The 26,654-nt window shown below is 67.7% G+C and carries 27 protein-coding genes; 12 read left to right on the top strand and 15 right to left on the bottom strand.

The window, feature by feature from the left end:
• Positions 1-43 precede the first annotated feature (43 nt).
• The 3 genes from NO360_RS00710 to NO360_RS00720 all read left to right on the top strand — a co-directional run bounded on the left by NO360_RS00710 (position 44) and on the right by NO360_RS00720 (position 1,943).
• Entirely contained in the window at positions 44-319 is a 276-nt protein-coding gene (locus NO360_RS00710; RefSeq protein ID WP_256305462.1) for a hypothetical protein, read from the top strand.
• A gap of 134 nt (positions 320-453) precedes the next feature.
• The gene (locus NO360_RS00715) at positions 454-1,392 is read left to right on the top strand and encodes an RsmB/NOP family class I SAM-dependent RNA methyltransferase (RefSeq protein WP_256305463.1); all 939 of its coding nucleotides are present in this window, start codon (positions 454-456) and stop codon (positions 1,390-1,392) included.
• Positions 1,389-1,943 (top strand): DUF7122 family protein, encoded by a 555-nt coding sequence (locus tag NO360_RS00720; RefSeq protein WP_256305464.1) that lies wholly within the window; start codon positions 1,389-1,391, stop codon positions 1,941-1,943. Before NO360_RS00715 ends, NO360_RS00720 begins: the two co-directional genes overlap by 4 nt.
• A 47-nt stretch (positions 1,944-1,990) precedes the next feature.
• Here NO360_RS00720 and NO360_RS00725 read toward each other — a convergent pair whose 3' ends face one another.
• A complete protein-coding gene (locus NO360_RS00725; RefSeq protein ID WP_256307061.1) occupies positions 1,991-3,661 on the bottom strand; it encodes a DUF790 family protein in 1,671 nt (556 codons plus the stop codon).
• 110 nt (positions 3,662-3,771) lie between these two features.
• Here NO360_RS00725 and NO360_RS00730 point away from each other — a divergent pair, with 110 nt between their 5' ends.
• A complete protein-coding gene (locus NO360_RS00730; RefSeq protein WP_256305465.1) occupies positions 3,772-4,173 on the top strand; it encodes a transcriptional initiation protein Tat in 402 nt (133 codons plus the stop codon).
• Between the two features lie 28 nt (positions 4,174-4,201).
• Here NO360_RS00730 and NO360_RS00735 read toward each other — a convergent pair whose 3' ends face one another.
• Complete coding sequence (locus NO360_RS00735) at positions 4,202-5,551, bottom strand: DEAD/DEAH box helicase (protein ID WP_256305466.1); 1,350 nt, start codon at positions 5,549-5,551, stop codon at positions 4,202-4,204.
• 182 nt (positions 5,552-5,733) lie between these two features.
• On the opposite strand from NO360_RS00735, the gene NO360_RS00740 reads away from it, so the two are divergent.
• Complete coding sequence (locus NO360_RS00740; RefSeq protein ID WP_256305467.1) at positions 5,734-5,922, top strand: hypothetical protein; 189 nt, start codon at positions 5,734-5,736, stop codon at positions 5,920-5,922.
• A 54-nt stretch (positions 5,923-5,976) separates the two neighbouring features.
• Here NO360_RS00740 and NO360_RS00745 read toward each other — a convergent pair whose 3' ends face one another.
• From NO360_RS00745 to NO360_RS00755, 3 genes are read right to left on the bottom strand one after another with little or no spacing between them, the layout of a single operon-like run.
• Positions 5,977-6,798: an ABC transporter ATP-binding protein gene (locus NO360_RS00745; RefSeq protein ID WP_256305468.1), complete on the bottom strand. Its 822-nt coding sequence runs from the start codon at positions 6,796-6,798 to the stop codon at positions 5,977-5,979.
• On the bottom strand, positions 6,786-7,676 hold the full coding sequence (locus NO360_RS00750; RefSeq protein ID WP_345780173.1) for an ABC transporter permease: 891 nt from the start codon (positions 7,674-7,676) through the stop codon (positions 6,786-6,788). Before NO360_RS00750 ends, NO360_RS00745 begins: the two co-directional genes overlap by 13 nt.
• Positions 7,673-8,746, bottom strand: coding sequence for an ABC transporter substrate-binding protein (locus tag NO360_RS00755; RefSeq protein WP_256305469.1), 1,074 nt, complete (start codon positions 8,744-8,746; stop codon positions 7,673-7,675). Before NO360_RS00755 ends, NO360_RS00750 begins: the two co-directional genes overlap by 4 nt.
• A gap of 232 nt (positions 8,747-8,978) precedes the next feature.
• Here NO360_RS00755 and NO360_RS00760 point away from each other — a divergent pair, with 232 nt between their 5' ends.
• Entirely contained in the window at positions 8,979-10,100 is a 1,122-nt protein-coding gene (locus NO360_RS00760) for a pyridoxal phosphate-dependent aminotransferase (protein WP_256305470.1), read from the top strand.
• A 26-nt stretch (positions 10,101-10,126) separates the two neighbouring features.
• Here NO360_RS00760 and NO360_RS00765 read toward each other — a convergent pair whose 3' ends face one another.
• The 4 genes from NO360_RS00765 to aglM are packed head-to-tail and all read right to left on the bottom strand — an operon-like array spanning position 10,127 to position 13,225.
• Positions 10,127-11,302 (bottom strand): redox-regulated ATPase YchF, encoded by a 1,176-nt coding sequence (locus NO360_RS00765; RefSeq protein ID WP_256305471.1) that lies wholly within the window; start codon positions 11,300-11,302, stop codon positions 10,127-10,129.
• Between the two features lie 49 nt (positions 11,303-11,351).
• On the bottom strand, positions 11,352-11,741 hold the full coding sequence (locus NO360_RS00770) for a type II toxin-antitoxin system VapC family toxin (protein ID WP_256305472.1): 390 nt from the start codon (positions 11,739-11,741) through the stop codon (positions 11,352-11,354).
• A complete protein-coding gene (locus NO360_RS00775) occupies positions 11,738-11,890 on the bottom strand; it encodes a hypothetical protein (RefSeq protein ID WP_256305473.1) in 153 nt (50 codons plus the stop codon). Before NO360_RS00775 ends, NO360_RS00770 begins: the two co-directional genes overlap by 4 nt.
• Before the next feature lie 42 nt (positions 11,891-11,932).
• On the bottom strand, positions 11,933-13,225 hold the full coding sequence (gene aglM, locus NO360_RS00780; protein WP_256305474.1) for a UDP-glucose 6-dehydrogenase AglM: 1,293 nt from the start codon (positions 13,223-13,225) through the stop codon (positions 11,933-11,935).
• 264 nt (positions 13,226-13,489) lie between these two features.
• Here aglM and NO360_RS00785 point away from each other — a divergent pair, with 264 nt between their 5' ends.
• Positions 13,490-14,401 (top strand): DUF368 domain-containing protein, encoded by a 912-nt coding sequence (locus NO360_RS00785; RefSeq protein WP_256307063.1) that lies wholly within the window; start codon positions 13,490-13,492, stop codon positions 14,399-14,401.
• Positions 14,402-14,736: 335 nt separating this feature from the next.
• On the opposite strand, the gene NO360_RS00790 is transcribed toward NO360_RS00785, so the two are convergent.
• Entirely contained in the window at positions 14,737-14,886 is a 150-nt protein-coding gene (locus NO360_RS00790; RefSeq protein WP_256305475.1) for a DUF7129 domain-containing putative zinc-binding protein, read from the bottom strand.
• 109 nt (positions 14,887-14,995) lie between these two features.
• Positions 14,996-15,550, bottom strand: a complete 555-nt coding sequence (locus tag NO360_RS00795; RefSeq protein ID WP_256305476.1) for a class I SAM-dependent methyltransferase — start codon at positions 15,548-15,550, stop codon at positions 14,996-14,998.
• Between the two features lie 192 nt (positions 15,551-15,742).
• Between NO360_RS00795 and NO360_RS00800 the strand changes: the two genes are divergently transcribed.
• Positions 15,743-15,946: an HEWD family protein gene (locus NO360_RS00800; RefSeq protein WP_256305477.1), complete on the top strand. Its 204-nt coding sequence runs from the start codon at positions 15,743-15,745 to the stop codon at positions 15,944-15,946.
• Positions 15,947-15,957: 11 nt separating this feature from the next.
• On the opposite strand, the gene NO360_RS00805 is transcribed toward NO360_RS00800, so the two are convergent.
• Entirely contained in the window at positions 15,958-16,638 is a 681-nt protein-coding gene (locus NO360_RS00805) for a phosphoglycolate phosphatase (protein ID WP_256305478.1), read from the bottom strand.
• 210 nt (positions 16,639-16,848) lie between these two features.
• Between NO360_RS00805 and glpA the strand changes: the two genes are divergently transcribed.
• Genes glpA through NO360_RS00825 form a run of 4 tightly spaced genes read left to right on the top strand, consistent with a single transcriptional unit; the run spans position 16,849 to position 21,425 of the window.
• Positions 16,849-18,636: an anaerobic glycerol-3-phosphate dehydrogenase subunit GlpA gene (glpA, locus tag NO360_RS00810; protein ID WP_256305479.1), complete on the top strand. Its 1,788-nt coding sequence runs from the start codon at positions 16,849-16,851 to the stop codon at positions 18,634-18,636.
• Positions 18,623-19,927 carry a glycerol-3-phosphate dehydrogenase subunit GlpB gene (glpB, locus tag NO360_RS00815; RefSeq protein ID WP_256305480.1) on the top strand — a complete coding sequence of 435 codons (1,305 nt, stop codon included), beginning with the start codon at positions 18,623-18,625 and terminating at the stop codon, positions 19,925-19,927. The genes glpA and glpB overlap by 14 nt, the downstream gene beginning before the upstream one ends.
• Positions 19,924-20,058, top strand: a complete 135-nt coding sequence (locus tag NO360_RS00820; RefSeq protein WP_256305481.1) for a hypothetical protein — start codon at positions 19,924-19,926, stop codon at positions 20,056-20,058. The genes glpB and NO360_RS00820 overlap by 4 nt, the downstream gene beginning before the upstream one ends.
• On the top strand, positions 20,055-21,425 hold the full coding sequence (locus tag NO360_RS00825; protein ID WP_256305482.1) for an anaerobic glycerol-3-phosphate dehydrogenase subunit C: 1,371 nt from the start codon (positions 20,055-20,057) through the stop codon (positions 21,423-21,425). The genes NO360_RS00820 and NO360_RS00825 overlap by 4 nt, the downstream gene beginning before the upstream one ends.
• Positions 21,426-21,961: 536 nt before the next feature.
• Here NO360_RS00825 and ileS read toward each other — a convergent pair.
• The 3 genes from ileS to NO360_RS00840 all read right to left on the bottom strand — a co-directional run bounded on the left by ileS (position 21,962) and on the right by NO360_RS00840 (position 26,428).
• A complete protein-coding gene (ileS, locus tag NO360_RS00830) occupies positions 21,962-25,093 on the bottom strand; it encodes an isoleucine--tRNA ligase (RefSeq protein ID WP_256305483.1) in 3,132 nt (1,043 codons plus the stop codon).
• Between the two features lie 291 nt (positions 25,094-25,384).
• Positions 25,385-25,843 carry a DUF7992 family protein gene (locus tag NO360_RS00835; RefSeq protein WP_256305484.1) on the bottom strand — a complete coding sequence of 153 codons (459 nt, stop codon included), beginning with the start codon at positions 25,841-25,843 and terminating at the stop codon, positions 25,385-25,387.
• 69 nt (positions 25,844-25,912) lie between these two features.
• Complete coding sequence (locus NO360_RS00840) at positions 25,913-26,428, bottom strand: bifunctional nuclease family protein (protein WP_256305485.1); 516 nt, start codon at positions 26,426-26,428, stop codon at positions 25,913-25,915.
• Positions 26,429-26,654 lie beyond the last annotated feature (226 nt).

Genomic DNA, 26,654 nt, shown 5'->3' on the forward strand with positions numbered 1-26,654 from the left:
GACATGAAAAGCGCTTTGTGAACTCGTCACGCTACCCCCTCCCGTGCCCGAAGAACTCCCAGAGCCGAAACGGTTCGACGGCGGAGAGGTACTCGAAGTGGCTGTCGATGGGAAGACGGTCGCCCGAATCGAAGAGGTCGGCGACATCTCGACGTCTCCCGCGGACGAGGCAGCGCTGATCGCCGTCTACGAGGCCATCATCGAGAACAAACGCCCCGCCGATCCGGACTCGGAAATGGACGCCGAGACGATCCTCGAGAAGGCCGATCCGGACATTGAAGTCTCCGACACGGAGGAGCGCGAAGAGTTCTCCGGGTAGCGACCGGCGGTTCCGACGGTCGACAACGGTTCGTCCGGTCGCCGACCTTCCGAGCCCGTTCCCCCCGTCCTCGACACGCGGGACCGACACGTCGAACCGACACCCACAAGCGGGCGCGGCGAATCCAACTCCCTATGCAACCACTGGAGCGGTACGCGTCGCTCCTCGACGACTACGACGCGTTCCGCACGGCGTGCGAGCGGCCGCTGCCGTCGGTCGTCCGCGTCAACACCCTGAAGGCGTCGATCGAGCGCGCCCGCGACGCGCTCGACGCCGAGGGCGTCGCCTACGAAGCGACCGACTGGCACCCCGGCGTGCTCCGACTCGACGAGCGCGGCCCGGGGACCTCCTGGCCGTACTTCCACGGCTGGCTCCACGGCCAGGAGGAGGTCTCCGCGCTCCCGGCGCTGGCGCTCGACCCCCAACCGGGCGAGGTCGTCTGGGACGCCTGCGCCGCTCCGGGCAGCAAGACCACGCAGATCGCGGATCTGATGGACGATACGGGCGTCCTCGTCGGCAACGACAACAATCTCGGGCGACTCTCGGCGCTGCGGCACAACGCCGAGCGCCTGGGCATCACGAACCTCGCCGTGACGAACCAGGACGCGCGCAACTTCTCGTTCAAGCCGTTCGGCGACCGCACCGAGGACGAAAAGCGGATCGAGGCGTTCGACCGCGCGCTCGTCGACGCGCCCTGCTCCTGTGAGGGCACGATCCGGAAGAACCCCGACGCCTTAGCGCGGTGGTCGATGGAGCACGTCAAGGGGATCGTGGGGATTCAGAAGGGGATCCTCCGGCGCGCGATCCAAGCCACTCGACCGGGAGGCACTGTCGTCTACTCCACGTGCACGTTCGCCCCGGAAGAGAACGAAGCCGTTCTCGATCACGCCCTCGACGAGGCGAACTGCGAGATCGTCGAGTGGGACGCGCCCGAGGGCTTCGAGACCGATCCCGGTATTACGGAGTGGAACGGCGAGGAGTACGACTCCTCGGTCGAACTGGCACACCGCGTGTACCCGCACCGAAACGACACGGGCGGGTTCTTCTGCGCCAAGTTGGAGGTGACGGCATGACGGACGCGAACGACAGCGATGCGGGGACGAATGACGCGACCCCGCCGGAGAACGACGGCCAGCGGTTCGACCGCCTGCCGGCGACCGCCGCCGAGCGCGTCGTTCCCGGCCGGCCTACCCGTGAGGAGGTCGTCGGCTGGTGGGAGCAGCGGTACGGCGTCCCGCCCGAAACGTGGGAGGGCCACACGTTCTGGGAGAAAGGAAACGGGAAGCTGTGGGCGTTCGCCGCCGACGTCGTCTCGCCGATCGCGGTCGAGGGGCTCGGCCTCCGAATCCTGCGCACCCGACAGGAGCACTGGAAGCCCTCGACGAACGCCGTCCAGCGCTTCGCGACGGAGGCGACGAAGAACGTCGTCGTGCTCGACGGCGACGAAGCGACACGGTTCGCGAAGGGCGAGGACCAAGAGCTCCCGCGCTGGGACGGCGACTGGGGGTACGTCGTCGCCGCTCACGAGATCGCCGGTGCCGTGGAACCGATCGGCGTCGGCCTGTACCTCCACGGCGAACTCCGCTCGACGGTCCCGAAGGGGCGTCGCGAGGACCTGTCGTAGGTCCGTCGCGGGCCCTCGTCTGATTCCGTCCGCCGGTTCCGTCCGACTCACTTCTCCTCGACGGTCCCGCCGGAGAGTCCGTCCCACGCGACGCGGTACCCCAGCCGCGAGAGTACCGCGGAGGCGTCGTCGACGCCGTGGTCGTCCAGCACCGCTTCGGCGTCCGAGAACGACATCCCGGCGTCGATCTCGGCGTCGAGCGCGTCGAGCACCCCGGGGCGGAGTAGTGTCCCGCCGATGCGCTCGTGGTCGGGGAACGTCACCGAATCGAGCGCGTCGACGCTCACGCCGCGCTCGGCCGCCAACGCGTCGCGGTCGATCACGTCGGCGTCGGGAACGATCTCTGCGGGGAGCGACGCGGCGGCCGCCTCGACCAGGTCGGACTCGTACGCTCGCAACGCGTCGACGACGTCTTTCACCCGGACGCGTCCGGAGTAGGTGACGACGCGGTGATCGAGGGACTCGATCTCCTCGCCGACGCCCAGCGACTCGTCGACCGCGACGAGCAGTTCCACGTCGTCGGCGACGCTCCCGAACTGGTCGAGTTTCTTCTCGACGTACTCGGGCGTCCAGAAGCCCATCACCTCGAAGTACACGCGGAACGGCGTCGCAGTCCTTCCGGTGTCGGCAATGTCTCCGTCGCCTTCCGTCGATTCCCGCTCGCCCGATTTCCGCGAGCCGGCCGGCCGGTAGTCGAACGCGAAGTCGGGGATCATCGCCCGCGCGCCCGCGGCGAGTGCTTCGGGCTCTCTGGACAGTTCCCAGTCGAGATCGAGGTTCGCAAAGCGGGCGGCGAAGTCGGCCTCGACGCCGCTATCGTAGGTGGGCGCTGCGACCGGTTCGACGTCCGGGACCGAGACGTCGTCGGGGCCGAGGTGCAACTCGCGATCGGTCCCGCGGTCGTCGATCGTCGCCGACAGCGACCACTCGGCGGTGGCCGCGACGCTCCGGAGCAGCCGGGCGAACGCGGTCCCGTACCGGCGCGTCCGCCGGAACAGTGCGTCGGGGCCGGTGACGATCAGGATCCGCTCTTCGGCCTGATCGGCGTCGTGTGCCTCGGCCGCCGCCACGTCGTCGCCCGCGCCGCCGACATCGCCCGCACCGCCGACGCCGTCCGAGCCGACGCCACGACGCCGAATCTCGTACAGCAGTCCGAGCCGCTTGACCGCCGAGACGAGCCGCTTCGGGTCCGAACTCCGGATCCGGACCTCTGTCGCGTCAAACAGCGCGGTCTGCGCCAGCGAGAGGTTGTACTGCTCGACGAGTTCGTCGGGTCCCCAGCGGGGATCGAACGACGACAGGACCTCGTTGACGTCGCGGTCGGCGTACAGCGACCGCTCGACGTCCTCGCTCTCGGCCCCGAGGCGATCGGCCGCGGATTCGAGCGCCGCTCGGCGGTCCGTCTCGTCGACGACTCCCCCCACCGCCTCCGCGGACTCGAAGGCGACGCGTCGAACGCGTTCGGGCGGGAGCGGCGCGCGCGTCTCGAAGACCGCCTCCCGTTCGAGCAGCGCGGCGAACCCCCGGACGAGTTTGAAGTCGTCGGCCTCCCGCTCCAGGTCGTCGAGCGCGTCGTCGAGCCGGTGCCGCGGCTCTCCGACGTGTCCTTGGAACACGCCGACGACCCGCGCGGCGAGTGGCCGCTCCCCGCGCCCGGCGAACTGCGGGTGGTAGCCGCCCCCCGCGCGGGAGACGCGGAGGAGGTCCTTTCTCAGCACGGCGGCGACTTCGGGGCGGCGGGTCAAGAGACTGCCGCCCTCGGGGTCGAGGACGCCGGACGCCGCAGCCACCGAAAGACCGATACCCGCGGCCGGCCCTCTGACGCACGATGGAGCGACGAACCGCTCTCCGCCTCGCTGTCGTTTCTGGGGCCGCGCTGCTCGGCGGCTGTCTGGAGTCGTGGCCGAGCGCGACGGGGCCGCGGAATCCCCCCGACGCGCCGGCCGGTCAGTCACGGCAACCCCCCGAACAAGCCGACCTCGTCGTCGGGACGTTCGACTTCGAGGCCGACGACCAGGGCGCGCTGCGCGTGTTCGGCACCGTCGAGAACCGCGGCGACGCGCAGCGGACGGCCACGGTCACCGTCACCGCCAGGATCGACGGGGAGTCGGTCGTTCGAGAGACGTCGCTCGCCGTCGAACCCGACGGAACCGCCGAGTGGTCGGTCGCGTTCGAGACCGCCTACGAGGAGTTCGCGAGCGGCGGCACCATCAGCGTCGACGTCGAGTGACGGCCGCCATCGCGGCCTCGACGCCGGATCACCGCCGCCGGTCGGCGACCCGTTCCTCCGCCGTCTCCTCGCTCACGACCTCGTAGAGCAACGCCTGTCCACCGTCCGCCTTCGGTCGGAGGACCCGGCCGAGCCGCTGGGTGAACTCCCGCTCCGAGCCGGACCCGGCGAGCACCACCGCGACGTTGGCGTCGGGGACGTCGACGCCCTCGTCGAGGACGTTCGCCGTGACGACCCGCGAGTACGTGCCCTCGCGGAACCGGTCGAGGATCTCCCGCCGCTCCTCGGCCCCGGTCTCGCTCGTGATCGCCGGCAGCAGGTAGCGCTCGGAGAGCCGATACACGAGGTCGGTGTGGGCGGTGAAGGCGATGACGCGGTCCTCGCGGTGGCGGTCGAGCAACCGGCCGAGCGTCTCGACCTTCGCGTCCGCGTTCATCATTATCCGCCGCGCGCGCTGCTTCGCCAGCAGCGCCTCCCGCGCCTTCGGATCGTTCCCCGAACGCATCACCAGTTTTCGGTAGTCCGAGCCGCTCCGCAGCGAGAGGTTCGAGCGCTTCAGGTAGTCGACGAAGGTGCCCTGCGCCGCCTCGTAGGCCTCGCGCTCGTCGGGGCCGAGCGCGACCTCGATCCGTCGGACCTCGTAGTCGGCCAGATGCTCGCCCGCGAGGTCGTCGACGTCGGCCTCGTACACTTTCGGTCCCACGAGGTCGGCGACGACCTCGTGTGCGCCGTCGGGGCGCTCGAACGTCGCGGTCAGCCCGAGTCGGGCAGGTGCTGCGACCAGGCGGGCCGCGTCGCGGTAGCCTTCGCCCCCGAGGTGGTGCACCTCGTCGAAGACGACGAGGCCGAAGTCGCCGCCGACGTCCTCGGCGCGCAGGTAAGCGGAGTCGTACGTCGACACCGTGATGGACTCCTGCGTCTGCTCGCCGCCGCCGAACTGCCCGACCGGGACGTCGAACTCGGTTTCGAGTTCGCGTCGCCACTGTTCGAGGAGGTCGATCGTCGGGACCACTACGAGCGTCGGCACGCCGAGCGCGGCGATCGCCTCGACCGCAAGGACCGTCTTCCCGGCCCCGGTCGGGAGTTCGACGACGCCGCGGTCGTCGTTGGCACGCCAGGCCTCGACCGCCTCGCGCTGATAGGGGCGCAGGTCGTAGGCGTGCGTCAGCGACAGTCGCTCCTCGGGGCGGACGCGGTCTTGGAACGGAGCGTCGCCGGCGTGGAGCGCCGCCCGCAACTCGGCGTACCGGTGAGCGGGCGCGCGTGCGACGAGTCCCCGGTCGTCCCACGCGACGCCCGGCAGCAAGCCGGTTTTCGAGTCCGACTCGTCGAGGCCCTCGACGCGGATCGTCCCGTCCTCGAACCGCAGCGTGATCACGTCCGTGTCTGGGTCGTGATCGTATATATACTGTCGGCCGTCGCCGGCACGGTCACCGGCGGACAGAGCACCGACTCCGAGCCGATGGTCGGTCGTCAGACCGTCGACCGACCGATCGACCGCCGGTCGCTCGAAGCCACTCGTGACGCCGTGTTTTTGTATGCTGAGAGCGGACGACGGGTATGACCGACGACGCTCCCGAAACGACCGACGAGACGGCCGACCTCGACGAATCTGTCGTACAGTTCCTCCGTGACGTCGACGCCGCCCACGACGATTACGACCGCGGTTACACCGACGCGGACGCAACGCTGGCGGTCGTGATGAATCACGTCGAGACGCTGCGTGAGGTCCACGAGGCCAACGAGTAAGTCTGATCACTCGCCGAGAGCGTTCCGCCGTTACTCGCCGAGAGCGTTCCGCCGTTACTCGCCGATGAGCGTTCGGATCCGATCGACGTACTCGCCGAAGGCGGGGTCCGTCCGCTCGCGCGGGCGGTCGACATTGACGCTGACGACCTCTCGGACGCGCCCCGGATCGGCGGCCATCACGACGACGCGATCGGAGAGCTTCACCGCCTCCTCGACGTCGTGGGTGACGAACAGGACGGTTTTCCCGGTCTCAGACCAGATCCGGAGCAGCTCTCCGTGGAGCATATCCCGCGTCTGGGCGTCGACGCTGCCGAACGGTTCGTCGGCGAGCAGGATCTCCGGATCGACGGCCAGCGCGCGGGCGATGCCGACGCGCTGTTTCATCCCGCCGGAGAGTTCTTTCGGGTAGGCGTCGGCGAAGTCTTCGAGGCCGACCAGTCCGAGCATCTCGTCGACGCGACGGCTCCGATCGGGCTCTTCGACGCCCTGCTCCTCGAGTCCGAAGGTGACGTTGCCCCGGACGGTGCGCCACGGGAACAGCCCGTACTCCTGAAACACCATCCCGCGGTCGGTTCCGGGTCCGGTAACGGGGTCGCCGTCGAGTCGGATCTCGCCGCCGGTCGGCGCTTCCAGACCGGCGATCGTCCGGAAGAGCGTCGTCTTCCCGCAGCCCGAGGGGCCGACCAGGCAGACGAACTCGCCCTCGGCGACGGAGAAGCGCACGTCCGAGAGCGCCTCGACGCGCTGGCGCTCGGACTCGTAGACTTTGCTCACGCCGTCGACGACGACTTTGCGGGCCTCGGCCGCGTCGGCTCCCGTCCGGGCTTCGGTGGTCGACGCCTCGGCCGCGGCCGACTCGTCGCTCAGTCCCGCCATGCCAACGCCCTCCGTTCGACCCGCCGGAACGCCCCGTCGCTCACGAGGAAGACGAGGCTGATGACGGCCATATACGCGACGCTCACGTCGGTCGCGAGGTTCTGTGCGGCGTTGATGATCTGGAAGCCGACGCCGGGCGCGCCGAACAGTTCGGCGGCGACGACGATCATCCAACACTGGCCGATGCTCGTTCGGATCCCCGTCGCGATCGACGGGGTGGCCGCCGGGAGGATCACCTTGCGGATCATCCTGAGGTCGCCGTCGACGCCGAGAGTCTCCGCGACCTCTCGGAGGTGCGTCGAGACGCCTTCGACGCCGGCGTAGGCGTTGTAGAAGTTGATCCAGAACGCGCCGATCCCGACGATGAACGCCGCGCCGCCGTGGCCGATCCCGATCCAGACGATGGCGAAGACGATCCACGCCAGCGGCGGGATCGGGCGGAGAAAGCGCGTCACCGGCGTGAGCGCGTCGTCGAGGCGGCCGCTCCAGCCCATCGCGACCCCGAGCGCGATGCCGAGGACGCTCCCGACGACGAGGCCCGGAAGATAGTGGAGCAGGCTCTGCAGTAGGTTCGCGACGAGCCGCGTCGCCGGGAGCGAAACCCCGACGAACGGGACCGTGAACGTCGTCGGCGCGGTGAGCTCGACGACGAACGCGGTCGCGACCTCGACCGGCGACGGGAGCAGATACGTCCGGCCGACGGCCATCGCGGCGGCCTGCCAGACCGCCAGGAACGTCGCGGTCCCGACCGCGCCGTAGGCGAGGCCGGCGGTGTCGACGTCCGAGAGCGAACCGGTCGCCGTCGCGCCCCCGTCGTCCCCCGAACGCGTCGCGTCCGGCGTCCCCGCCTCGGCCGTCGCGCCGGATTCGAGGCTCATAGCGAGTCGTACACCCCGAAGTCGAACAGGTCGTCGTTCGATAGCGCTTCGTCGATCCGGCCCGCGTTCGCGGCGTACTCCGAGAAGATCTGCGCGCCCTCCGCGATCTTGTGCGGGTCGGTGATGAAGTCGGAGGCGGGCGAGTCCATCGCGCGCCGTGCTGTTTCGACCGGCAGCGACGACTCGCCGATGACGGTGCTGGCGTGCTGGGCGGCCCCGTCGGGGTTCTCGTTGGCGAAGTTCGTCGCGCGCTGGTGCTGCTCGACGAAGGCGGCCGCCTGCTCGGGGTTGTCTTCACGGAGCCGGTCGTGCATCAGCGCGACCGCCGCGGGCTGCCCGGGCATAAAGTCGCCCGCCCAGGCGATCGACTGGTACGGCGCGTCTTTCATCTCGGCGACCGTCGGCACCGGCTCCATAATCGACGTGCCGTCGATCTCGCCGGCCAGAAGGGCCTGTCGGACCGGCCCCGCGCCGCCGAGCGCGGTGATGTTCACGTCGGATTCGGGATCGACGCCGACGACGTCCGAGAGCCAGTAGCGGAGCAGGATGTCCGGAACCGACCCGGGCGGGAACGTGCCGAAGGTGAACTTCCGGCCCCGTTCCTCCTCGAAGCGGGCGAAGGCGTCCGCACCCGAATCCGCCGCTTCCCACGTCGCCGCGAAGTCGTCGTGCGTCAGGATCTGCATCGCGTTCTGGATGTTCGCGGCGGTGATCTTCGCGGGGATGTCCTTGTCCATCACGATCATCGCCGGGACGATGCCGAACAGCATCACGTCGAAGTCGCCCGTCGCGGAGGCCTGCACGATGCTCGGACCGTCGGAGAACACCTCTCCGGAGACCGTCGCCGACAGTTCGTCGAAGTACCCCTCCTCCTCCATCACGAAGTACTGCATGTCCGGGTAGATGGGCATGTACGCCACGCGGATTTCGTCGAGTCCACCGCTCCCACTACCGCTCCCGCCAGCGCACCCCGCAACACCACCGAGACCGACTGCCGAGGTTGTGGCCGCCGCCTGCAGGAACCGTCGTCGCGAGACCCCCGATCGGGCGTCTGTCGAGTCGCGCTTCATTTGACCCGTTTTAGCGCCCTACGTATATTTGAGACGTGCACGCGGCGAACGTCGCTCCGACGCTCGACGCCTCGAAAACCCGATATCGGCCAGGTTGCCGGATATCGCGCCCGCACAGTGTGGTCCGACGGGTCCGCATCGCGTCACAGAAACCAGTCAATATTGCTTCCGAACCCGCGAACACTCGGCCGAGGAAGGAAAACCTAACTCGGTGGCCCACCCGACCCTGTGTATGACACACTTTTCCGAGCGAGTCGAACAGGTGTCGATCAGCGGGATCCGCGAGGTCTTCGAGGCCGCGGGCGAAGACGCGATCAACCTCGGGCTGGGGCAACCGGATTTCGCGGCCCCGACGCACGCCCGCGAGGCCGCCGCCGACGCGATCCGCGAGGGGCGGGCCGACGGCTACACCGAGAACAAGGGGCTGGCGTCGCTCCGCGAGGCCATCGCCGACAAACACGCCCGCGATCAGGGTCTCGACGTCGACCCCGGCGACGTGATCGCCACCGCCGGGGGATCGGAGGCGCTCCACATCGCCCTGGAGGCCCACGTCGACGCCGGCGACGAGGTCGTCATCCCCAACCCCGGATTCGTCTCCTACGACGCCCTCACCCGACTCACCGGCGGGACGCCCGTGCCGGTTCCGCTCCGCGACGACCTGACGATCGACCCAGCGGCCGTCGAGGAGGCGATCACCGACGACACCGCGGCGTTCGTCGTCAACAGCCCCGGCAACCCCACGGGCGCGGTCTCGCCGCCCGAAGATATCAGGGAGTTCGCCCGCATCGCCGACGAGCACGACGTCCTCTGTATCTCCGACGAGGTCTACGAGTACACCGTCTTCGACGGCGAGTTCCGCTCGCCGATGGAGTTCGCCGAGAGCGACAACGTCGTCGTCGTCAACTCCGCCTCGAAGCTCTACTCGATGACCGGGTGGCGACTCGGCTGGGTCGTCTCCTCGACGCGCCGGATCGAGCGGATGTTGCGGGTCCACCAGTACGCCCAGGCCTGCGCCGCCGCGCCGTCGCAGTTCGCCGCCGAGGCGGCGCTCACGGGCCCCCAGGATCAGGTCGACGAGATGACCGCGTCCTTCGAGCGCCGACGCGACATCGTCGTCGACGGCCTCACGGACATCGGCCTCGACGTCCCGACGCCCGGCGGCGCGTTCTACTGTATGCCCGAGGTCCCGGCGGGCTTCGTCGACGAGTGTCTGGATCGAGGCGTCATCGTCGTCCCGGGCGAGGCCTTCGGCGAGCACGGAGCGGGCTACGCGCGACTGTCCTATGCGACCGACGAGGAGTCGCTGCACGAGGCGCTCGATATTATGGGCGACGCGTACGACGCGGTCAGCTAGCCGATAACAAAAGACGTTGTCGTCGCTCAGGACGCCGTACTGACGATCTTGATCACGTCGCCCTCTTCGAGCTCGTAGTCCTCGGCGATCCGGCGCTTCGATCGGGCGTCGACCGCGTGGAGGTAGCCCTCGCCGATGTCGGAGTGAACGGCGTACGCGAGATCTTTCGGCGTCGATCCGCGGGGCAGGAGGAACGCGTCGGGGAGCATCTCCCCGGTGCCGTCGGTCCACCTCGTCTCGTTCTGCACGGGATAGGCGGTCACCATATCGAGGACGTCGTAGACGGCCGTGTCGATGGCCCGCTGAACGCCCGTTCCGCCGTGTTCGGCCATCACCTCGCGGATCGTTTCGAGCCCCTCCCGCTGCGCGTCGGAGACGTCGCCGACGACCTCGAAGTCCTCGTCGCCCGGGAGGTACTCGACGACGCCCGCCTCTGCGGCCGTCCGCAGCGCGAGTTCGCCGTCGGCGGTCGACGAGACGACCGGCTTGTCGGACTTGTGAAGGCGTTCGAGGTTCTCCGGCGGCGCGACGTCGGCCTTGTTGGCGACGAGCACGATCGGTTTCGTCCGCTCGCGGACGTCCCGGGCCAGCCGTTCGCGGTCCTCGTCGCTCCACTGTTGGGGGTCCTCTGGGTACTCGACCGCCCGCAACGACGCCGCCACGTCGTACTCGGTCGCGCCGAACCCGGTCAGCATCTCGGTGAGCGACTCGTCGATATCGAAGTCGGGCGAGCGCGACTTCCGAACGATCGACTCCCAGTTGCGCTCGATGATGCCCGCGAGCCACTGTTCGAGTTCCGCCTCGACGAAGTCGGCCTCCTCGACGGGGTCGTAGGTGCCGATCTCGACGGGTTCGCCCTCGGCGTCCGTGCCGCCGGCGGCGTCGAGGACGGCGAGAATCGCGTCGGAATCGGTGAGGGCGTCGAGGAACTGGTTCCCCAGCCCGCGGCCCTCGTGTGCGCCGGGGACGAGGCCGGCCACGTCGAGCAGTTCGACGGGGACGTAGCGGACGCCGCCCTCGCAGTTGCCGCAGCGCTCCTCGCGGTCGAGACAGGGACAACGCGTCCGGGCGTGGGTCACGCCGCGGTTCGGGTCGATGGTCGTGAACGGGTAGTTGCCGACGTCGACGTCGGCCATCGTCGCGGCCTTGTAGAAGGTAGACTTGCCGGCGTTTGGCTTGCCGGCGAGCGCGAGCGAGAGCATACCTGTGAGACGAACGACGGCCGGAAGTAGGTTTCCGTGTACAGGTGCACTACAGAACGTCGCCTGGATGCGCAGCGCCGTGCTCGACGAGTTCGGTATCGAACGAGACGAGTGTCGCGTCCACGGCGTCGGCGGCCGCGAGTATCAACGCGTCCATCGGATACAGAAGCGTCTCCGACTGGAGCTGATTGGCCGCCATCATATCGGACGCGTCGGGAAACGTGATCGTCGCACGCGACGTTATCCGATTCTCGATCTGGTCGATGCGATCACGTTCGAACTGCTTCTTTTTCGTGAGAACGCTTCGGAGTTCCATCAGGCTCAGGACAGAGACGTACGTATCGTCGGCTTCGTTGAGTAGTGTGATCGCGTCGTCGGATCGTTCAGTATCGTGAGTAACAGCGGCGACGAGAATATTCGTGTCGAGGAGCAGATTCATATGCGCTCTCGGACGTCACGAACGGCGTCGACGGCATCGACGTCAACATCGACGGCTAACTCCGAAAGCGCGTCACCGAGCGGAACGGTTTCGTCATCGTCGGGGTCCGAACCGAGGAACTCCCTGAAATCATCCGTGGTGAGGCTCATAAACGAGGATTGAATGGCGATCTGGAAAAACTTGCTGGTGAATCACACCAGCGACTCGTAGACGATGCCCCCCCGCCGCGTCACGATCCGCCGACCGTCGACGACGATGGGCGTCGCCATCGCGTCGAACTCGGTATCCAGCTCGGCGAACTCGGGCCAGTCGGTGACGACGAGCGCCGCGTCCGCGCCGTCGAGCGCCGCGCCCGCGGAGTCGGCGTAGTCGATTTCCGGGTATTCCTCTCGAAAGTTCTCGGTGGCGACGGGGTCGTAGCCCACGACGTCCGCGTTCGCGTCCAGCAGCGCCTCCACGAGCGGGATCGCGCGGGAGTTGCGGATGTCGTCCGTGCCGGGTTTGAACGCGAGGCCGAGCACCGCCACGCGCGCGCCGTCGGGGTCGACGTGCTCGCGGAGGCGACCCAGCAGACGGACCGGTTGTCGGTCGTTCACCTCGACGGCGGCTTGGAGCATCGCGGGATCGTAGCCGACGTCGCGAGCGGCCGCGATGATCGCCGCGACGTCCTTCGGGAAACAGCTACCGCCCCAGCCGACGCCCGCGCCGAGAAATTCCGAGCCGATCCGGTGGTCGAGGCCGATGGCCGAGAGGACGGCCTCGGAGTCGATGTCGTACTCCTTGCAGACGTTCGCGATGTCGTTGGCCAGCGAGATCTTCGCCGCCAAGAAGCCGTTGTTGGCGTACTTGATCATCTCCGCTTCGGCGACGCCGGTCTCGACGACCGGCGGGTCGTCCGCCCGCTCGACGAGAGGGTCGAACACGTCGCGGAGCGCCGCGGCCGCGGCGTCGGTCTCGGAACCGAGGACGACTTTGTCGGGGCCCAAGAAGTCCTCGACTGCGCTGCCCTCGCGCAGGAACTCGGGGTTCATCCCGACGTCGAGGTCCGCACCCAGCGTCTTGCCCGACTCGGCTTCGAGGATCGGCGCGATCACCTCTTCGGTCGTCGTCGGGACGACCGTGCTCTTGGTCACGACGAGGTGGTGGCCGTCCTTCTCGGCGAGCGTCTCGCCCAGCGAGCGCGCGCCGGCCTTCATAATCGAGAGGTCGATGTGGCCGTCGTCTTCCGAGGGGGTCGGGAGCGCGAGGAACGTGACGTCCGTGTCGCGGACGGCGGCGTAGTCGGTCGTCGCGCGCAGTCGGTCGCCGGCGTGTTCGGCGACGAGGTCGTCGAGACCCGGTTCGTGGATCGGCGCGTCGCCGCCGTTGAGCGTCGCGACGGTCTCCTCGTCGATGTCGACGTTGACCACGTCGTGGCCGACCTCGGCAAAGCACGCCGCGATCGTCGTCCCGACGTAGCCGCTGCCGACGATGCTCAGGTCCATACCGCAGCCGACGCCGGCCGATCGTTTCAATTTTCGTGTTGGGAGGGCAGGCGTGCGAGCCTGCGACGGACGCGGCCCGAACAGGCGGATGAAACCCGAACGGACGGAAGCGAAAACCCGGAGTAGGGTGAGAGCGAACGGACGGGTATGCCGAACGATCGAGACGGCTCCCACGGGACCACCACGACGTCCCGTGACGCCGTGACGACCCGACCGGCGGACTCCGGGGCGTCGTGGCTGGTCGTCTATCTGAAAGGGCTCTGTATGGGCGCGGCGGACGCCGTTCCCGGCGTCTCGGGCGGAACGATCGCGCTCGTGACCGGGATCTACGAGCGGTTGATCGCCGCGATCACCGCCGTCTCGCCCGCCAGGATCCGCGCCGTCCTCCTCGGATTTCTCCCCGGCCGCCGGGACGACGCCGTCGACGCCCTCCGCGCGGTGGACGCGGGATTCCTGCTGGTGCTCGGTGCGGGTATCTTCACCGCCATCGTGACGATCACACGGGTCGTCCACGCCGGGATCCAAACCGCACCGGTCCTCACGTTCGGGTTCTTCTTCGGTCTCATCGCAGCCTCGGCGTGGGTGCTGTTCTCGGAGGTCGCCGTCGACACGCCGCCCCGGGCAGCGGCCGCGGTCGCGGGGTTTGCGTTCGCGTTCGTCGTCTCCGGGCGCGCGGCGGCGACGCTCGGGGACGGGCTCCCGGTCGTCGTCGCCGTCGGGGCCATCGCGGTCAGCGCGATGATTCTCCCGGGAATCTCCGGGTCGCTGCTGCTCATCATCCTCGGGCAGTACGAGTATATGACAGGAACGCTGTCGGCGTTCGTCGACGCGCTGCTGGCACTCGTGACCGGCGGTCCGATCGAGCCGATCTGGGAACACGGTGTCGTGGTCGTCGCGTTCGTCAGCGGGGCCGTGATCGGTCTTTTCACGGTGGCTCACGCCGTACGGGCCGCGCTCGAACGCGCCCGGACGGCGACGCTGGCTTTCCTCGTCGCCCTGATCGTCGGGGCGCTGCGTGCTCCGGTCGTCCGAACCGGCGACCAGTTGGTCGAACTCGGACGAGCCTGGACGCCGACCGCGATTGCGACGTTCGCCGCCGCCGCAGTCGTCGGCGCCGCGCTCGTGGTGCTCCTGGACTATTACACGGGAATCGGCGACATCGACGGCGACGGCTAGCGAACCGGCGATCGAGTCGGATCGGTAGACGGAGAACGTGGCCCGGACCGTGACTGACGACGGTAGCGCGTCGATCGCCGCGGACGCGACACGGTGGTCCGCTCGACGACGGGAGCGGCCCGCGTGCCGGCAGTCGAACGCGACGACGGTGCCCCGACCGCGACGGTGGTCGACAGGTGTGAGGCCCGGCGGTCCGGCTGTCCCGGGCCTCCGCACGGTCGGGTCTAGATCTCTGTTCCGTGATCGTCGGCGAATCGACGGGTGACGGCGTCACTCGACCGACTGGATGACGCCAACCGTCCCCCTCGCCGACTGTGGTATGCCCGCCTGACGTCTCACTCCCGCGGGACTGCGATGTTGATCACCGACTCGCTGCCGCACGAGTCGCAGACGCCGCCGCCGTTGCTGCGAGCGCCACAAGAGCGACACTCGTATCGACTCGACTCCGGATGGTATGGATCGATGTCACCGTTGTATATCACCATATATGTGTGAGACACTCACGCACAGATAATGGTTATCCTGATATAACAGAATATACTCTATAGATGTATAATCAGATTATATTATTCAGAATATAGTTTTTATTTTGATCTACCTGGTGCAGATATGAACGAATGTTTCTTTTCTTGTCTTCCCTTCGACAGTCGTAAATCCAACGTCCTCGAACGCGCCGACGGCGTCGCCGAGACCGAACCGCTCGTCCATCGGCGGTCCGTCGGACCCGGACCCGGAACGCGACCAATCGACCGTGACTACCCGACCGCCGGGGCGGATCACTCGCGCGAGTTCGTCGAGCGCGGCGTCCTCGGCGAACTCGTGGTACGTCATCGTCGAGAAGGCGGCGTCGAGTTCGTCGTCCTCGAACGGCAGCGACGACGCCTCGGCGGTCACGAACTCGACGGCGTCGGGAGCACCCTTGTCCCGATACCGCTCGTGCATCTCCGCCTGTACGTCGACCGCGTACAGGTGGCCGGCGAACGGCGCGATCTCGTCCGTGTAAAACCCGGTCCCGCTCCCGATGTCGGCGACGACGTCGTCGGAGGCCGGATCGACCGCGGCCAGCAGTTCCTCGCGGGAGCAGAAGCGATACCGGCCGGCGTCTTCGAGCGCGTCCGCCCGGTCGGCGTCGAACGTGTGAAATCCCATATCCCGCGTACGAACAGCGTGGACCTAAAACTGTGCTCGTCGGCAGAGTGCGCGGTGCTGTAACCCCGTCGTGAGGAGGGATCGAAGTCGGGAGTCGGCCGCTCAGGTCGATCGAGTCGGTCGGGAACTCCGAGCCGTCCCGCCGCTGCCGCAGCAGTCAAGATTAACAGGGTCGGACGCGAGTTTCAAACGATGGCACCGACACTCCGAACTCCGACCGAACGGACCTGTGAGCGCTGCGGCCGCATCGAGGTCTGGGAGGAAGAAGCGGGAACGTGGCGTCTCGCGGTCGACGAGTCGGGAACCCCCCAGACGGTCGGCAGTCCGTACTGCATCCACGAGTGGGACATCAACGGTACCTTCGTCCCCTTCGAAGGTGGCGCTCTCGAAGCCTGAACCGGACTCGACTATTCCTCGGCGAGGGACTCCAACACGGAGGCCGTCCCATCGAAATACGACCCGTCGACGACGGTGTCCGCTGCCTCCCGAGCGGCGGGGTCCGCGTTCGCGACGGCGAACGAACGGCCAGCGACGCGGAACGTGGAGACGTCGTTCTCGCTGTCGCCGATCGCGACGAAATCAGCGGGGTCGCGACCGAGCGTCTCGGCGACGGCTTCGAGCCCCGTTCCCTTCTCGACGCCCGGGGTCTTCACGTGGTAGGCGTAGCCGGTGTCGAACACTTCGAGGTCGAACTCGGCGGCGACGGATCGAAGCAGATCCTCGTCGGCCGACCGGTTGACCGCGATCTCGGTCCGCCGCCACTCGTTGATGGCGTCGAACGAGCCCCAGCCGATGTCGCCGCCGCGCTCGACGAACGCGTCGGCGGCGGCCTGTGCGCGGTCGCGGTCGCCCTGATACGAGACCGTGTCGTCGGCGAGGACGACCCCGCCGTTCTCGGCGATCACCGTCAGTTCGAGTCCGAGGTAATGCGAGAGGCTCACCGGGTAGGGAAACGCCTTCCCGGTCGCGAGGACGACGGTCGCGTCCCACGCCTGCAGGTATTCGAACGCACGGGGGTCGAGGCGGCCGGTTCCGTCTGTGAGCGTCCCGTCGATGTCGAGGGCGAGCGGCGGCGTCTCGGCAGTCATCGGCGCGGCTTGGGGACGAAGCGTCAAAGATCCACCGCTGTCGGTCGGGTCTGAGGCCGTCCGCGACGCCACGAGGCGACTATGGCGAACGCCACCGACGACAGTGGGGAAGTGACCGTGACCGGCCCCGGACCGACACGGCGAGACGTTCGTAACGGACGCCACCAGACGCTACAATAAAGTACGTGCTGGCCAACTGTGTACTGTGAAATGAGTAAAACTCCGAGCGCCCTCGTCCTCGGCGGGGGATCGACCGGTTGCGGCATCGCGCGGGACCTCGCGATGCGCGGCGTCGACGTCACTCTCGTCGAGAAGGGGAACTTGACCCACGGGACGACCGGGCGGATGCACGGCCTCCTCCACAGCGGTGGTCGCTACGCCGTCTCCGATCAGAAGTCGGCGACGGAGTGCATCGAGGAGAACCGCGTCCTCCGGCGGATCGCGAGCCACTGCGTCGAGATGACCGGCGGGTTGTTCGTCCAGCGCCCCGAGGACGACGACGAGTACTTCGAGGAGAAGTTAGACGGGTGTCGCGAGTGCGGTATCCCGGCCGAAGTCCTGACCGCGGAGGAGGCACGGGAGATCGAGCCGTATCTCGCCGCGGACATCGAGCGCGCCATCCGCGTCCCCGACGGGGCCGTCGATCCGTTCCGGCTCTGCGTTGCCAACGCGGCCGACGCGGTCGAACACGGCGCGCGCGTGGAGACGCACTCGGAGGTGACCGACGTCCTCGTCGAGGACGGCGAGGTCGTCGGCGTCGAGGTCGAACACGACACCGGCTCCGGGCAGTTCGTCCACGGCGAGCCGGGGACGACCGAGGAACTGTACGCCGACTACGTCGTCAACGCCACCGGCGCGTGGGCGGGACAGATCGGCGAGATGGCCGACGTCGAGGTCGCCGTCCGGCCTTCCAAGGGCGTGATGACGATTATGAACGTCCGCCAGGTCGACACCGTCATCAACCGCTGTCGGCCGAAGGGCGACGCCGACATCGTCGTCCCCCACGAGACGACCTGCATCCTCGGGACGACCGACGAGGAGGTCGAAGACCCCGAGGACTACCCCGAGGAGGGCTGGGAGGTCGACCTGATGATCGACACCCTCTCGGAACTCGTCCCGATGCTGTCGGAGGCGCGGACCATCCGCTCTTTCTGGGGCGTCCGGCCGCTCTACGAACCGCCGGAGGTCGGGAGCGAGGACCCGACCGACATCACGCGGGACTTCTTCCTCCTCGACCACGACGAGCGCGACGACCTCCCCGGAATGGCCTCGATCGTCGGCGGGAAGCTCACGACTTACCGGATGATGGCCGAGGACATCGCGGATCACGTCTGCGAGAAACTCGGCGTCGACGCCGAGTGCCGAACGGCAGACGAGCCGCTGCCCGGTTCGGAGGACTTCTCGGTCCTGCGCGACTGGATGGACGAATTCGGCCTCCGGTCGCCCGTGGGTCTCCGCAGCGGCGAACGCCTCGGCTCTCGAACCGACGAGGTGCTCGGGGAGTGGGACGGCCCGAACCCGACGGTCTGCGAGTGCGAGGCCGTCACCCGGGCGGAGATCCAGGACGCCATCTCCCAGTCGGGGACGGAACTCAACGCCGTCCGCATCCGGACCCGCGCCTCGATGGGGAACTGTCAGGGCGCGATGTGCTGTCACCGGATGGCGAACGAGTTGACGCCCGAGTACGACGAGCCCACCGCCCGCGAGGCGCTCGACGACCTCTACCAGGAGCGCTGGAAGGGCGAGCGCCACGCGCTGTGGGGCGAACAGCTCTCCCAGGCGATGCTGAAGCACCACCTGCACGCGACGACGATGAACCGCGACGCCGACCCCGCGGCGAGCGACGACGCGGTCGACTTCGGCGCGTTCGACGCCGGCGCGGCCGCGGGAGACGGCCCCGACGAAGCCGACAGCGGAGCCCGACCGGACGACGCCGTCGCCGACGGCGGTCGACGAAACCGATCCGAGAACCGAGGAGTCACCGATGGCGATTCGTGAGGACGTCTTAGTCGTCGGCGGCGGCATCGCGGGCGCGACGGCCGCGCTCGCCGCCGCGGAGTCGGGCGCCACGGTCCGCCTGCTCTCGCACAAGAAGAGCACGCTCCGGCAGGCCAGCGGCCTCGTCGACGTGCTCGGCGCGGTCGGTGGCGACGGCTCCACCGGCGGCGACGGGTCCGCTGCCGGAGGACCCAAACTGATCGCAGACCCCTTCGAGGCGCTCGACCGCCTCCCCGACTCACATCCCTACCGCGTCGTCGGCGCGGACGCGATCCGCGACGGGCTCGGCCTCTTCGACGAGGCGGTCGGGGACGCCTACGCCGGCGAGCACACCGACCGCAACGCGCTCGTGCTCACCCACGGCGGGACGATCAAGCCGACCGCGCGGTATCCGGAATCCGTCGCTCCCGGACTCGCAAGCAGCGAGGAGGACACGCTGCTGGTCGGCTTCGCGGGGCTGACGGACTTCGATGCCCCTACAGCCGCGGCGCACCTCGAAGCCACGGACGTTCCCTTCGCCATCGACGGCGTGACCGTCACGTTCCCGGTCAAGTTCCGCGACGACGCGCTGACGACGCGCTTCGCGAAGGCGCTCGACACGGACGAATCGAGCGCCCGAAAGCGACTCGCCGACGCCGTCCGCGACGCGGCGGCGGACCTCGACGACTACGAGCGGGTCGGCTTCCCGGCGATGCTCGGCGACGACGCGGGCCGCGAGGTCCGCGCGGAACTGGCCGACAGACTCGGCGCGACGGTGTTTCAGATCCCGACCGGCCCGCCGAGCCTGCTCGGAATGCAACTCGAGGACCTGTTGCTCGACGCCCTCGACGACGCGGGCATCCGCCTCGCCTCCGGCAACCCCGCGGTCGGCTACGAGGCGAGCGACGGCCGGGTCGAATCGGTCCTCGTCGATCGTCGCGGGCGCGAGGTCCCCTACGCGGCCGAGGAGTTCGTGCTCGCGACGGGCGGCCTCGTCGGCAAGGGGATCGACTCCGACCGCGAAGCCGTCACCGAACCGATCTTCGACTGTCACGTTCCACACCCGACGGACCGCTACGACTGGTCCGAACCGGAAGCGTTCGGCGATCACGCCTTCGCGCGGTTCGGCGTCGTCCCCGACGACGACCTGCGACCGACGGACGGGTCCGGCGCGACCGAGTTCGGGAACCTCCGCGCGGCCGGCGGCGTCCTCGGCGGTGCCGACACGGCCCGCGAAAAGTCCGCTGCGGGCGTCTCCCTTGCGACCGGCGCGTACGCGGGCCGCCGGGCGGGCGAGGAGGCGATGCGATGACGCGAACGACGACGGAGGCGGCGACGAGCGGCACGGACGACCACGAACGAAGCGGCACGGAACCGACAAAGAGGGCGGACAGGATTCAGACGGCTGAGGCGACGGACACACAGGAGAGAGCTACCAGATGAGCGACGCGGAGAATCCACCCACGACAGAACCGATCGACCCCGCGGTACGGGACGGCCCGTCCGGCGCGGACTTCGAACCGGTCTCGGTCTTCGGCGACGACGCGACGATGGACCTGCGCCCGGGCGCGGACAACTGTTACAAGTGCTCGGTCTGCGACACGGTCTGCCCGGTCGCGGAGGTCGACGACGACTTCCCCGGCCCGAAGTTCCAGGGACCGGAACAGTGGCGGCTCAAGCGCAAGGAGGGCTCGGAGATCGACGACTCGATCATGTCCTGCTCGAACTGTATGCGCTGCGACGACGCCTGCCCGTCGAGCGTGCCGCTCTCGCAGATGCACAACACCGCCAGAGGCGAGTACGTCGACGAGCAGATGAACAAACTGTCGGTCGAGTACGTCAGAAACCGGATCCTCGCGAACTACCGGACATCCGCGTGGTTCGCCAGCAAGGTCCCGCGCCTCGCGAACGCCGTGATGCGCTTCGGGCCGACGCGGTGGGTGATGGAGAAGGCGATGGGCGTCACGAGCGAGCGGGAGTTCCCCGCGTTCGCGACGCAGACGTTCCGCGAGTGGTGGCGCGAGCGCGGCGGCGCGGACGCCTCCCGGCGCAACGCGCGGGAGGCCCGGGAGCGCCGCGGCGACCCCGTCGACGCCGACAAGAAGGTCGCGTACTTCCACGGCTGTTACTCGAACTACAACACGCCCGAGGTGGCGAAGGCGCTCGTCCACGTCTTCGAGTCGTTCGGGTACGAACTCGTCGCGCCCGAGCAGCGCTGCTCGGGGACGCCGATGTTCGCGAACGGAATGCTCGACGACGCCGAGCGCGCGGCGGAGGTGAACGTCTCCTCCTTCGCCGACCTCGTCGAGGAGGGGTACGACGCCGTCGCCTCCTGTACCTCGTGCTCGATGGCGCTCAGACAGGAGTACCCGGAACTCTTCGACATCGAGGGCATCGAGGACGTCGCCGAGAACACCTTCGAGGCGCTGGAGTACCTCCGCATCCAGGAGGATCTGGAGGGCGCGATCGCAAACGCGAGCGTCGAGGAGCAGGCGTTCGCCTACCACGCGCCGTGTCACGCCCGAAACCAGGGCCTGGATAGACAGGCGCTCGAACTGTTCCGCGAGCTCGACGGCGTCGCGATGGAAGACGTCGGTGACTCCTGTTCTGGGATCTCGGGGACCTACGGCTGGAAGGAGGAGAAGTACGAGACCTCGATGAAGATCGGCGAGGATATGTTCGAGCATATGCACGACGCCGCGGGCGACGTCGGGATGACCGAGTGTCCCACCTGCGCGATGCAGATGGAACACGGCACGGGATACGAGATCAAACACCCGCTCCAACTGCTCGAAGAGGCGCTCTGTTAGATCATAACAGATCTCCAGATAAATAATCGGAAGAGGTGATTCTCACATTCAATCGCCCAGTAGAGCGTCTGACTTTTCCACGACGACTCATCTTATTTCACCTACTAGAAATGGCCAACTGTCCAGAATACTGTCGGATTAAATATATCTACATCAGTGAGATTTCAGCTTCGCCTCCAGCCCTCCGGCAAACGTCTCCAGAGCGGTAAAAATATGCCATAGAATGATCCGATAATGACAACGATTGCAAATACAACCAATTCTTCTTCCGATATTTGTAGAACCTCGAATGTGACCAGGATAACGGCGATGACTCCAACAGCCCAGATGGCTAAGGGTACTCGCGCCTTCAATGACAAACCCCGATGTATAGACATATTTTCGGGCACCTACTGCGAACGTAAATATTGGTCGGATAGCAGGGGGTCAGCCCCCCTCTTTCAGTTCATTCCGCGTCTAAAGAGTCCGATTTCAACAGAGTCGAGATATCCGGTTTTCGCCGGTCGGTCGTCGTTTACGCCCTGATCAGTGCTCGCTTACGCGTCGACCGGTTCGATGCCGATCGTGACGGTCACGCCCTCGACGTCCCACTCCTCGACGAGCGCCCGCTCGCTCTCTGCGCCCAGTTCGTCGCCGGCGACGAACTCGCGGGTCCGCGTCTCCTCGGCGACGACGTCGCGGTGGCGGTCGACGAAGTCCGCGACGCGGCCGTCCGCGACGTCGACGTAGGTGTCGATCTCGCTGTCGACGTCGAGATCCAGACGCTTGCGCATCTCCTGGATCCGTCGGATCACGTCGCGCGCGTAGCCCTCCGCCTCGATTTCGTCCGTGAGTTCGGTGTCGACGTAGACGGTGCCGCCCTCGAAGTCCGCACCCGAGATGTGTGCCGGCGGTTCGGCCTCGTAGCGCACCATCTCCTCGGTGAGGTCGTACGTCTCGCCGTCGACTTCCACGCCGCCTTCGACCTCGGCGCGGGTCTTGCCCTCGACGGCCTCCATCACCTGCTGGGCCGCTCCGCCGAACTCGGGTCCGATGACACCCATCTCCGGAGCGGCACGCTCGACGAGTTCGTCGAACTCGCTCACGACCTCGATCGATCGGGCGTTGACGCGTTCGGAGAGGAGCTCGGCGAGCGACTCGACCGCGTCGGCGACGGCGTCGTCCTCGGTGGCGACGACGACCCGCTGGACTGGCCAGCGGAGCTTTCGGCCCCCCTGCTGGCGCGCGTTCGCCGCGGCCTCCTCGACGTCGCGGAGGACGGCCATCTCCCGTTCGAGTTGCTCGTCACGCAGCGCCTCGTCGGGTTCGGGGTACGACAGCGCGTGGACGGTCGTCGCGCTCCCGTCGAGGTGCTGGTACATCTGCTCTGCAAGGTAGGGAGTGTAGGGTGCGAGGAGCCGGATCGTCTCCTCGAGCACCGTCGAAAGCGTCGCGTACGCGCCGCGTTTCGACGCGGAGTCCTCCTCCTCCCACATCCGCTCGCGGATCGCCTTGACGTAGAAGCGCGAGACGTCCTCGGTGAGGAACTCCAGCACCGTGTTCAGCGCGTCGCTGACCTCGTAGTTCTCCCAGGCCTCGACGGCCTCGGCCTCGACGGTCTGCAGGCGCGAGAGCACCCACTCGTCGACGACCGTGAGGTCGCCGTCCGCGAGGTCCGCGTCGGCGGGGTCGTAGCCGTCCAGTTCCATATAGGGAAGCGGGAACCGGAAGACGTTCCAGAAGATGTTGAGCGTCGACTGCATCTCGCCCAACCCGTCCCACTCGAAGGAGAGGTCGACGCCCTGCTGGTCGTGACTGAGGAGGTACGCCCGCAGCGGGTCGCGGCCGGCGCGGTCGATCGCCTCCTCGGGCGTGACGATGTTGCCGAGCGACTTCGACATCTTCCGCCCGTCCTCGTCGTTGACGAAGCCGTGCATCATCACCTGCTCGTAGGGGGCCTGTCCGACCGCGGCGGTGCCCATCCCGAGTTGGGACCAGAACCACCCGCGGGTCTGGTCGTGCGCCTCGACGATCCAGTCGGCAGGCCACAGTTCCTCGTGGGCCTCGGTCTCCGAGGGGTAGTCGATCGTTCCCCACGTCGCGACCGAGGAGTCGATCCAGACGTCGAAGACGTCCGGCACGCGCTCGTAGGTCTTGCCGTCCTCGGTGATCGTCAGCGGGTCGACCGACGGTCGGTGGAGGTCGATCTCGTCGGGGTCGATGTCCTGATCCACCCGTTCGGCGAGTTCTTCCCGGGTGCCGACGACGATCCAGTCGCCGTCCTCCGCCTGCCAGATCGGGAGCGGGATGCCCCAGTAGCGCTGCCGGGAGATGTTCCAGTCGGGCGCGTCGGAGACGAAGTCGCGGAAGCGGTTGTCGCGCGCCCACTGGGGGAACCACTCCGTCTCGTCGATGTTGTCCAGCAACTCGTCTTTGATGTCGGTGACCGTGATGAACCACTGGTCGGTGGCGAGGAAGATGATGTCCGTGTCGCAGCGCCAACAGTGGCCGTACCGGTGCTCGTGGGTTCCCGAGGCGAGCAGCGCGCCCGACTCGTCGAGGTCGTCGATGATGTCGTCGTTGGCGTCGCGGACGAAGGTGCCGGCGTAGTCGCCGGCGGCCTCAGTGAACTCGCCGCGGCCGTCGACCGGGACGTACACGTCGAGGCCGAGTTCCTCGCCGCGGGCGAAGTCCTCCTGGCCGTGCCCGGGCGCGGAGTGCACTAACCCCGTGCGGTCGGCTTCGACGTAGTCGGCGGTGTAGACCTCGGCCGCGCCCTCGAAGTCGGGGATCTCGTTCAGGTGCGATTCGAGCGGGTGGTCGTACGTCCAGCCCACGAGGTCTTCACCGGTGAGTTCCTCGACGACCTCGTAGTCCTCGTAGCGGCCCTTCTTCAGGACGTCCTCGACGCACGGTTCGGCGATGTAGAGCGTCTCGGACTCGCCGCCCTTCTCCGCGCGGACGGCCTGATACGTCATCTCGCCGTCGACGGCGACGAAGGTGTTCGCCGGGATGGTCCACGGCGTCGTCGTCCAGATGACGAGGCTGCCTTCTCGATCCTGCAACGGGAACTTCACGTAGATCGAGGGCGACGTGATCTCGTCGTACTCGACCTCGTTGGCGGCGATGGCGGTCTGACACCGCGGGCAGTAGTTGACCGACCGTTTGCCCTGTTCGACGAGGCCGCGCTCGTCGACCTGCTGGAACGCCCACCACGCGGCCTCCATATACTCCGGCGAAATCGTCTCGTACGGATCGTCCCAGTCCATCCAGACACCGATCGACTGGAAGTCCTCGTCCATCGCCTCGCGGTTGCGTTCGGCGAACGCCTTGCACTCGTCGATGAACGCCTCCATCCCGTACTCCTCGATATCGCGCTTCGAGTCGAAGCCGAGTTCCTCCTCGACTTTCACCTCGATCGGGAGGCCGTGCATATCGTAGCCCGGGCGGTCGGTGACCCGGTGGCCCGACATCCGCTTGTACCGGATGACGGCGTCCTTCAGCGTCTTGTTCCACGCCGTCCCGAGGTGCATCTGCCCGGAGGTGTACGGCGGCCCGTCGACGAAGAAGAAGGCGGGGTCGTCGGCGTGGGCCTCCTTCGTCGCCTCGTAGGCGTCTGCGTCGTCCCAGTACGTCTCGACCGCGGACTCGACGTCCGCGGGCGTGTACTGGTCGTCGACTTCGTCCATACCCGTGGAGTACCAGCGGACGTATATGAAATCCGTGGAAGCGCGGCGTGCACTCTACGGTAGTAGCGGGACGATGCGCAGCGGTCACAGAGGCAGTGCAGTCGCGGAGGCAGTGCGGTCGTCGCACTGAACCGCGAGCGAGGCCGAAGGCCGAGCGAGCGGCTCTTTTTTGGTCCAGATTTTTTGCGCCGAGGGCGAGACGGCTATGCCGTCTCGCTTCCCCACGGGCGACTCGCGAGTCGCCCGTGGAGAGTGGTGCGCTTCGCGCGCCCGAGGCGTAAAAAAGGTGGATCAGAAGTCCGGGAGGTCGTCCGGGGCCTCGTACTCGGACTCCCAGGTGATGTAGTCGTCTTTGAGGACCTCACAGGCGGTCTGTCCGAGTTCGGTCAGGCCGGCGTTGATGCTCGACACCGTCTTCCAGGAGTCGATCTCGGGGTGAAGCGCTCGCTCCTTCCAGTCCTCGGGGATCCCGGGCGCGTGGTAGCCGACGCGGTCCGCGAAGTCGTCCCAAAAGAAGTCGAACTGGGCGAGGAGGTCGAGATCGAGGACGATCTGCCACTCCTCGGCCGTCACGTCCGTCGTCGCCCGCCATCGCTCGAAGGCGTCCGCCCACGCGCCGTCGCGGAGGAGTTCCTCGAGTTGGTCGCGCCGGTAGTCGGTGTCGCCGATCACCTCGGCGTCGTCGTACTCGTTGGGATCGACCACGTCCTCCAGTTCGGGGACCGGCGGCGTGTCCACGGAGAGACTCATACCTGTGCCGTTCGGGTGCCGTGGGTATAAGCGATGTGCGACCGCGAGGCGTCTGTCGGGGACGCCGAGTTACCCCTCGTCGCCGAAGTCGCCGAAGTCGTCGAGGTCGTCGAGATCCTCCCGTCGCTCGCTCCCGTCCGCGTCGGATTCGTCGCCGAAGTCGAAGCGTTCGGGCGGTTGCCCCGCGGCGTCGAGGACGATGTCCGACACTTCGATCGGGCAGTCGACGCGGACCGCGAGGGCGATGGCGTCACTCGGCCGCGCGTCGAAGACGAACCGCTGGGGCTCGCCGTTCTCGTACCGTTCGGCGTCGATCTTTGCATAGAATGTACCGTCGGCGACGTCGTCGATGCGGACCTTGTCGATCGCGCCGCCGAACTCGGTGAGCATCTCGACGAGGAGGTCGTGCGTCAGCGGGCGCTCGAACGCCTCGCCGGTGACCGCGAGTTGGATCGCCCGGGCCTGGTCGGTAGTGACCACGATAGGGAGCAGTTCCGACCGCGCCGCGACCACGACCGCGGGGATGTTCTCGCCGTCCGCGTCGATACCGACGGCGATGCCCTGGACCTCGCCCGGGTGATTCATACCACCACGTACTCCGCCCGGGTACGAATACTTACGGGACGGGTGGACCGGACGCGACGAACCGGACGCCGGAGGAACGCAACGAACCGGCGTCGGACCGGACGCGGCGAACCTGACGTCGGACCGAGCGCGGGCCCCCTCCAACACGGAGACTGTGGGCGCTCGATAGGGTATAAACGCCGGCGCGAGAGTCGCGGCCGACGTTCGGACCCGGTGGGGGAGGGAC

This window comes from Halobellus litoreus (assembly GCF_024464595.1).
Lineage (GTDB): Archaea > Halobacteriota > Halobacteria > Halobacteriales > Haloferacaceae > Haloquadratum > Haloquadratum litoreum.

Bases quoted from the DNA above. Each gene is read 5' to 3' on its own strand.
- NO360_RS00715 (WP_256305463.1), top strand. From the start codon at position 454: ATGCAACCACTGGAGCGGTACGCGTCGCTCCTCGACGACTACGACGCG.
- NO360_RS00720 (WP_256305464.1), top strand. From the start codon at position 1,389: ATGACGGACGCGAACGACAGCGATGCGGGGACGAATGACGCGACCCCG.
- NO360_RS00730 (WP_256305465.1), top strand. From the start codon at position 3,772: ATGGAGCGACGAACCGCTCTCCGCCTCGCTGTCGTTTCTGGGGCCGCG.
- NO360_RS00740 (WP_256305467.1), top strand. From the start codon at position 5,734: ATGACCGACGACGCTCCCGAAACGACCGACGAGACGGCCGACCTCGAC.
- NO360_RS00745 (WP_256305468.1), bottom strand. From the start codon at position 6,798: ATGGCGGGACTGAGCGACGAGTCGGCCGCGGCCGAGGCGTCGACCACC.
- NO360_RS00750 (WP_345780173.1), bottom strand. From the start codon at position 7,676: ATGAGCCTCGAATCCGGCGCGACGGCCGAGGCGGGGACGCCGGACGCG.
- NO360_RS00755 (WP_256305469.1), bottom strand. From the start codon at position 8,746: ATGAAGCGCGACTCGACAGACGCCCGATCGGGGGTCTCGCGACGACGG.
- NO360_RS00760 (WP_256305470.1), top strand. From the start codon at position 8,979: ATGACACACTTTTCCGAGCGAGTCGAACAGGTGTCGATCAGCGGGATC.
- NO360_RS00765 (WP_256305471.1), bottom strand. From the start codon at position 11,302: ATGCTCTCGCTCGCGCTCGCCGGCAAGCCAAACGCCGGCAAGTCTACC.
- NO360_RS00770 (WP_256305472.1), bottom strand. From the start codon at position 11,741: ATGAATCTGCTCCTCGACACGAATATTCTCGTCGCCGCTGTTACTCAC.
- NO360_RS00775 (WP_256305473.1), bottom strand. From the start codon at position 11,890: ATGAGCCTCACCACGGATGATTTCAGGGAGTTCCTCGGTTCGGACCCC.
- aglM (WP_256305474.1), bottom strand. From the start codon at position 13,225: ATGGACCTGAGCATCGTCGGCAGCGGCTACGTCGGGACGACGATCGCG.
- NO360_RS00785 (WP_256307063.1), top strand. From the start codon at position 13,490: ATGGGCGCGGCGGACGCCGTTCCCGGCGTCTCGGGCGGAACGATCGCG.
- NO360_RS00790 (WP_256305475.1), bottom strand. From the start codon at position 14,886: ATGGTGATATACAACGGTGACATCGATCCATACCATCCGGAGTCGAGT.
- NO360_RS00795 (WP_256305476.1), bottom strand. From the start codon at position 15,550: ATGGGATTTCACACGTTCGACGCCGACCGGGCGGACGCGCTCGAAGAC.
- NO360_RS00800 (WP_256305477.1), top strand. From the start codon at position 15,743: ATGGCACCGACACTCCGAACTCCGACCGAACGGACCTGTGAGCGCTGC.
- NO360_RS00805 (WP_256305478.1), bottom strand. From the start codon at position 16,638: ATGACTGCCGAGACGCCGCCGCTCGCCCTCGACATCGACGGGACGCTC.
- glpA (WP_256305479.1), top strand. From the start codon at position 16,849: ATGAGTAAAACTCCGAGCGCCCTCGTCCTCGGCGGGGGATCGACCGGT.
- glpB (WP_256305480.1), top strand. From the start codon at position 18,623: ATGGCGATTCGTGAGGACGTCTTAGTCGTCGGCGGCGGCATCGCGGGC.
- NO360_RS00820 (WP_256305481.1), top strand. From the start codon at position 19,924: ATGACGCGAACGACGACGGAGGCGGCGACGAGCGGCACGGACGACCAC.
- NO360_RS00825 (WP_256305482.1), top strand. From the start codon at position 20,055: ATGAGCGACGCGGAGAATCCACCCACGACAGAACCGATCGACCCCGCG.
- ileS (WP_256305483.1), bottom strand. From the start codon at position 25,093: ATGGACGAAGTCGACGACCAGTACACGCCCGCGGACGTCGAGTCCGCG.
- NO360_RS00835 (WP_256305484.1), bottom strand. From the start codon at position 25,843: ATGAGTCTCTCCGTGGACACGCCGCCGGTCCCCGAACTGGAGGACGTG.
- NO360_RS00840 (WP_256305485.1), bottom strand. From the start codon at position 26,428: ATGAATCACCCGGGCGAGGTCCAGGGCATCGCCGTCGGTATCGACGCG.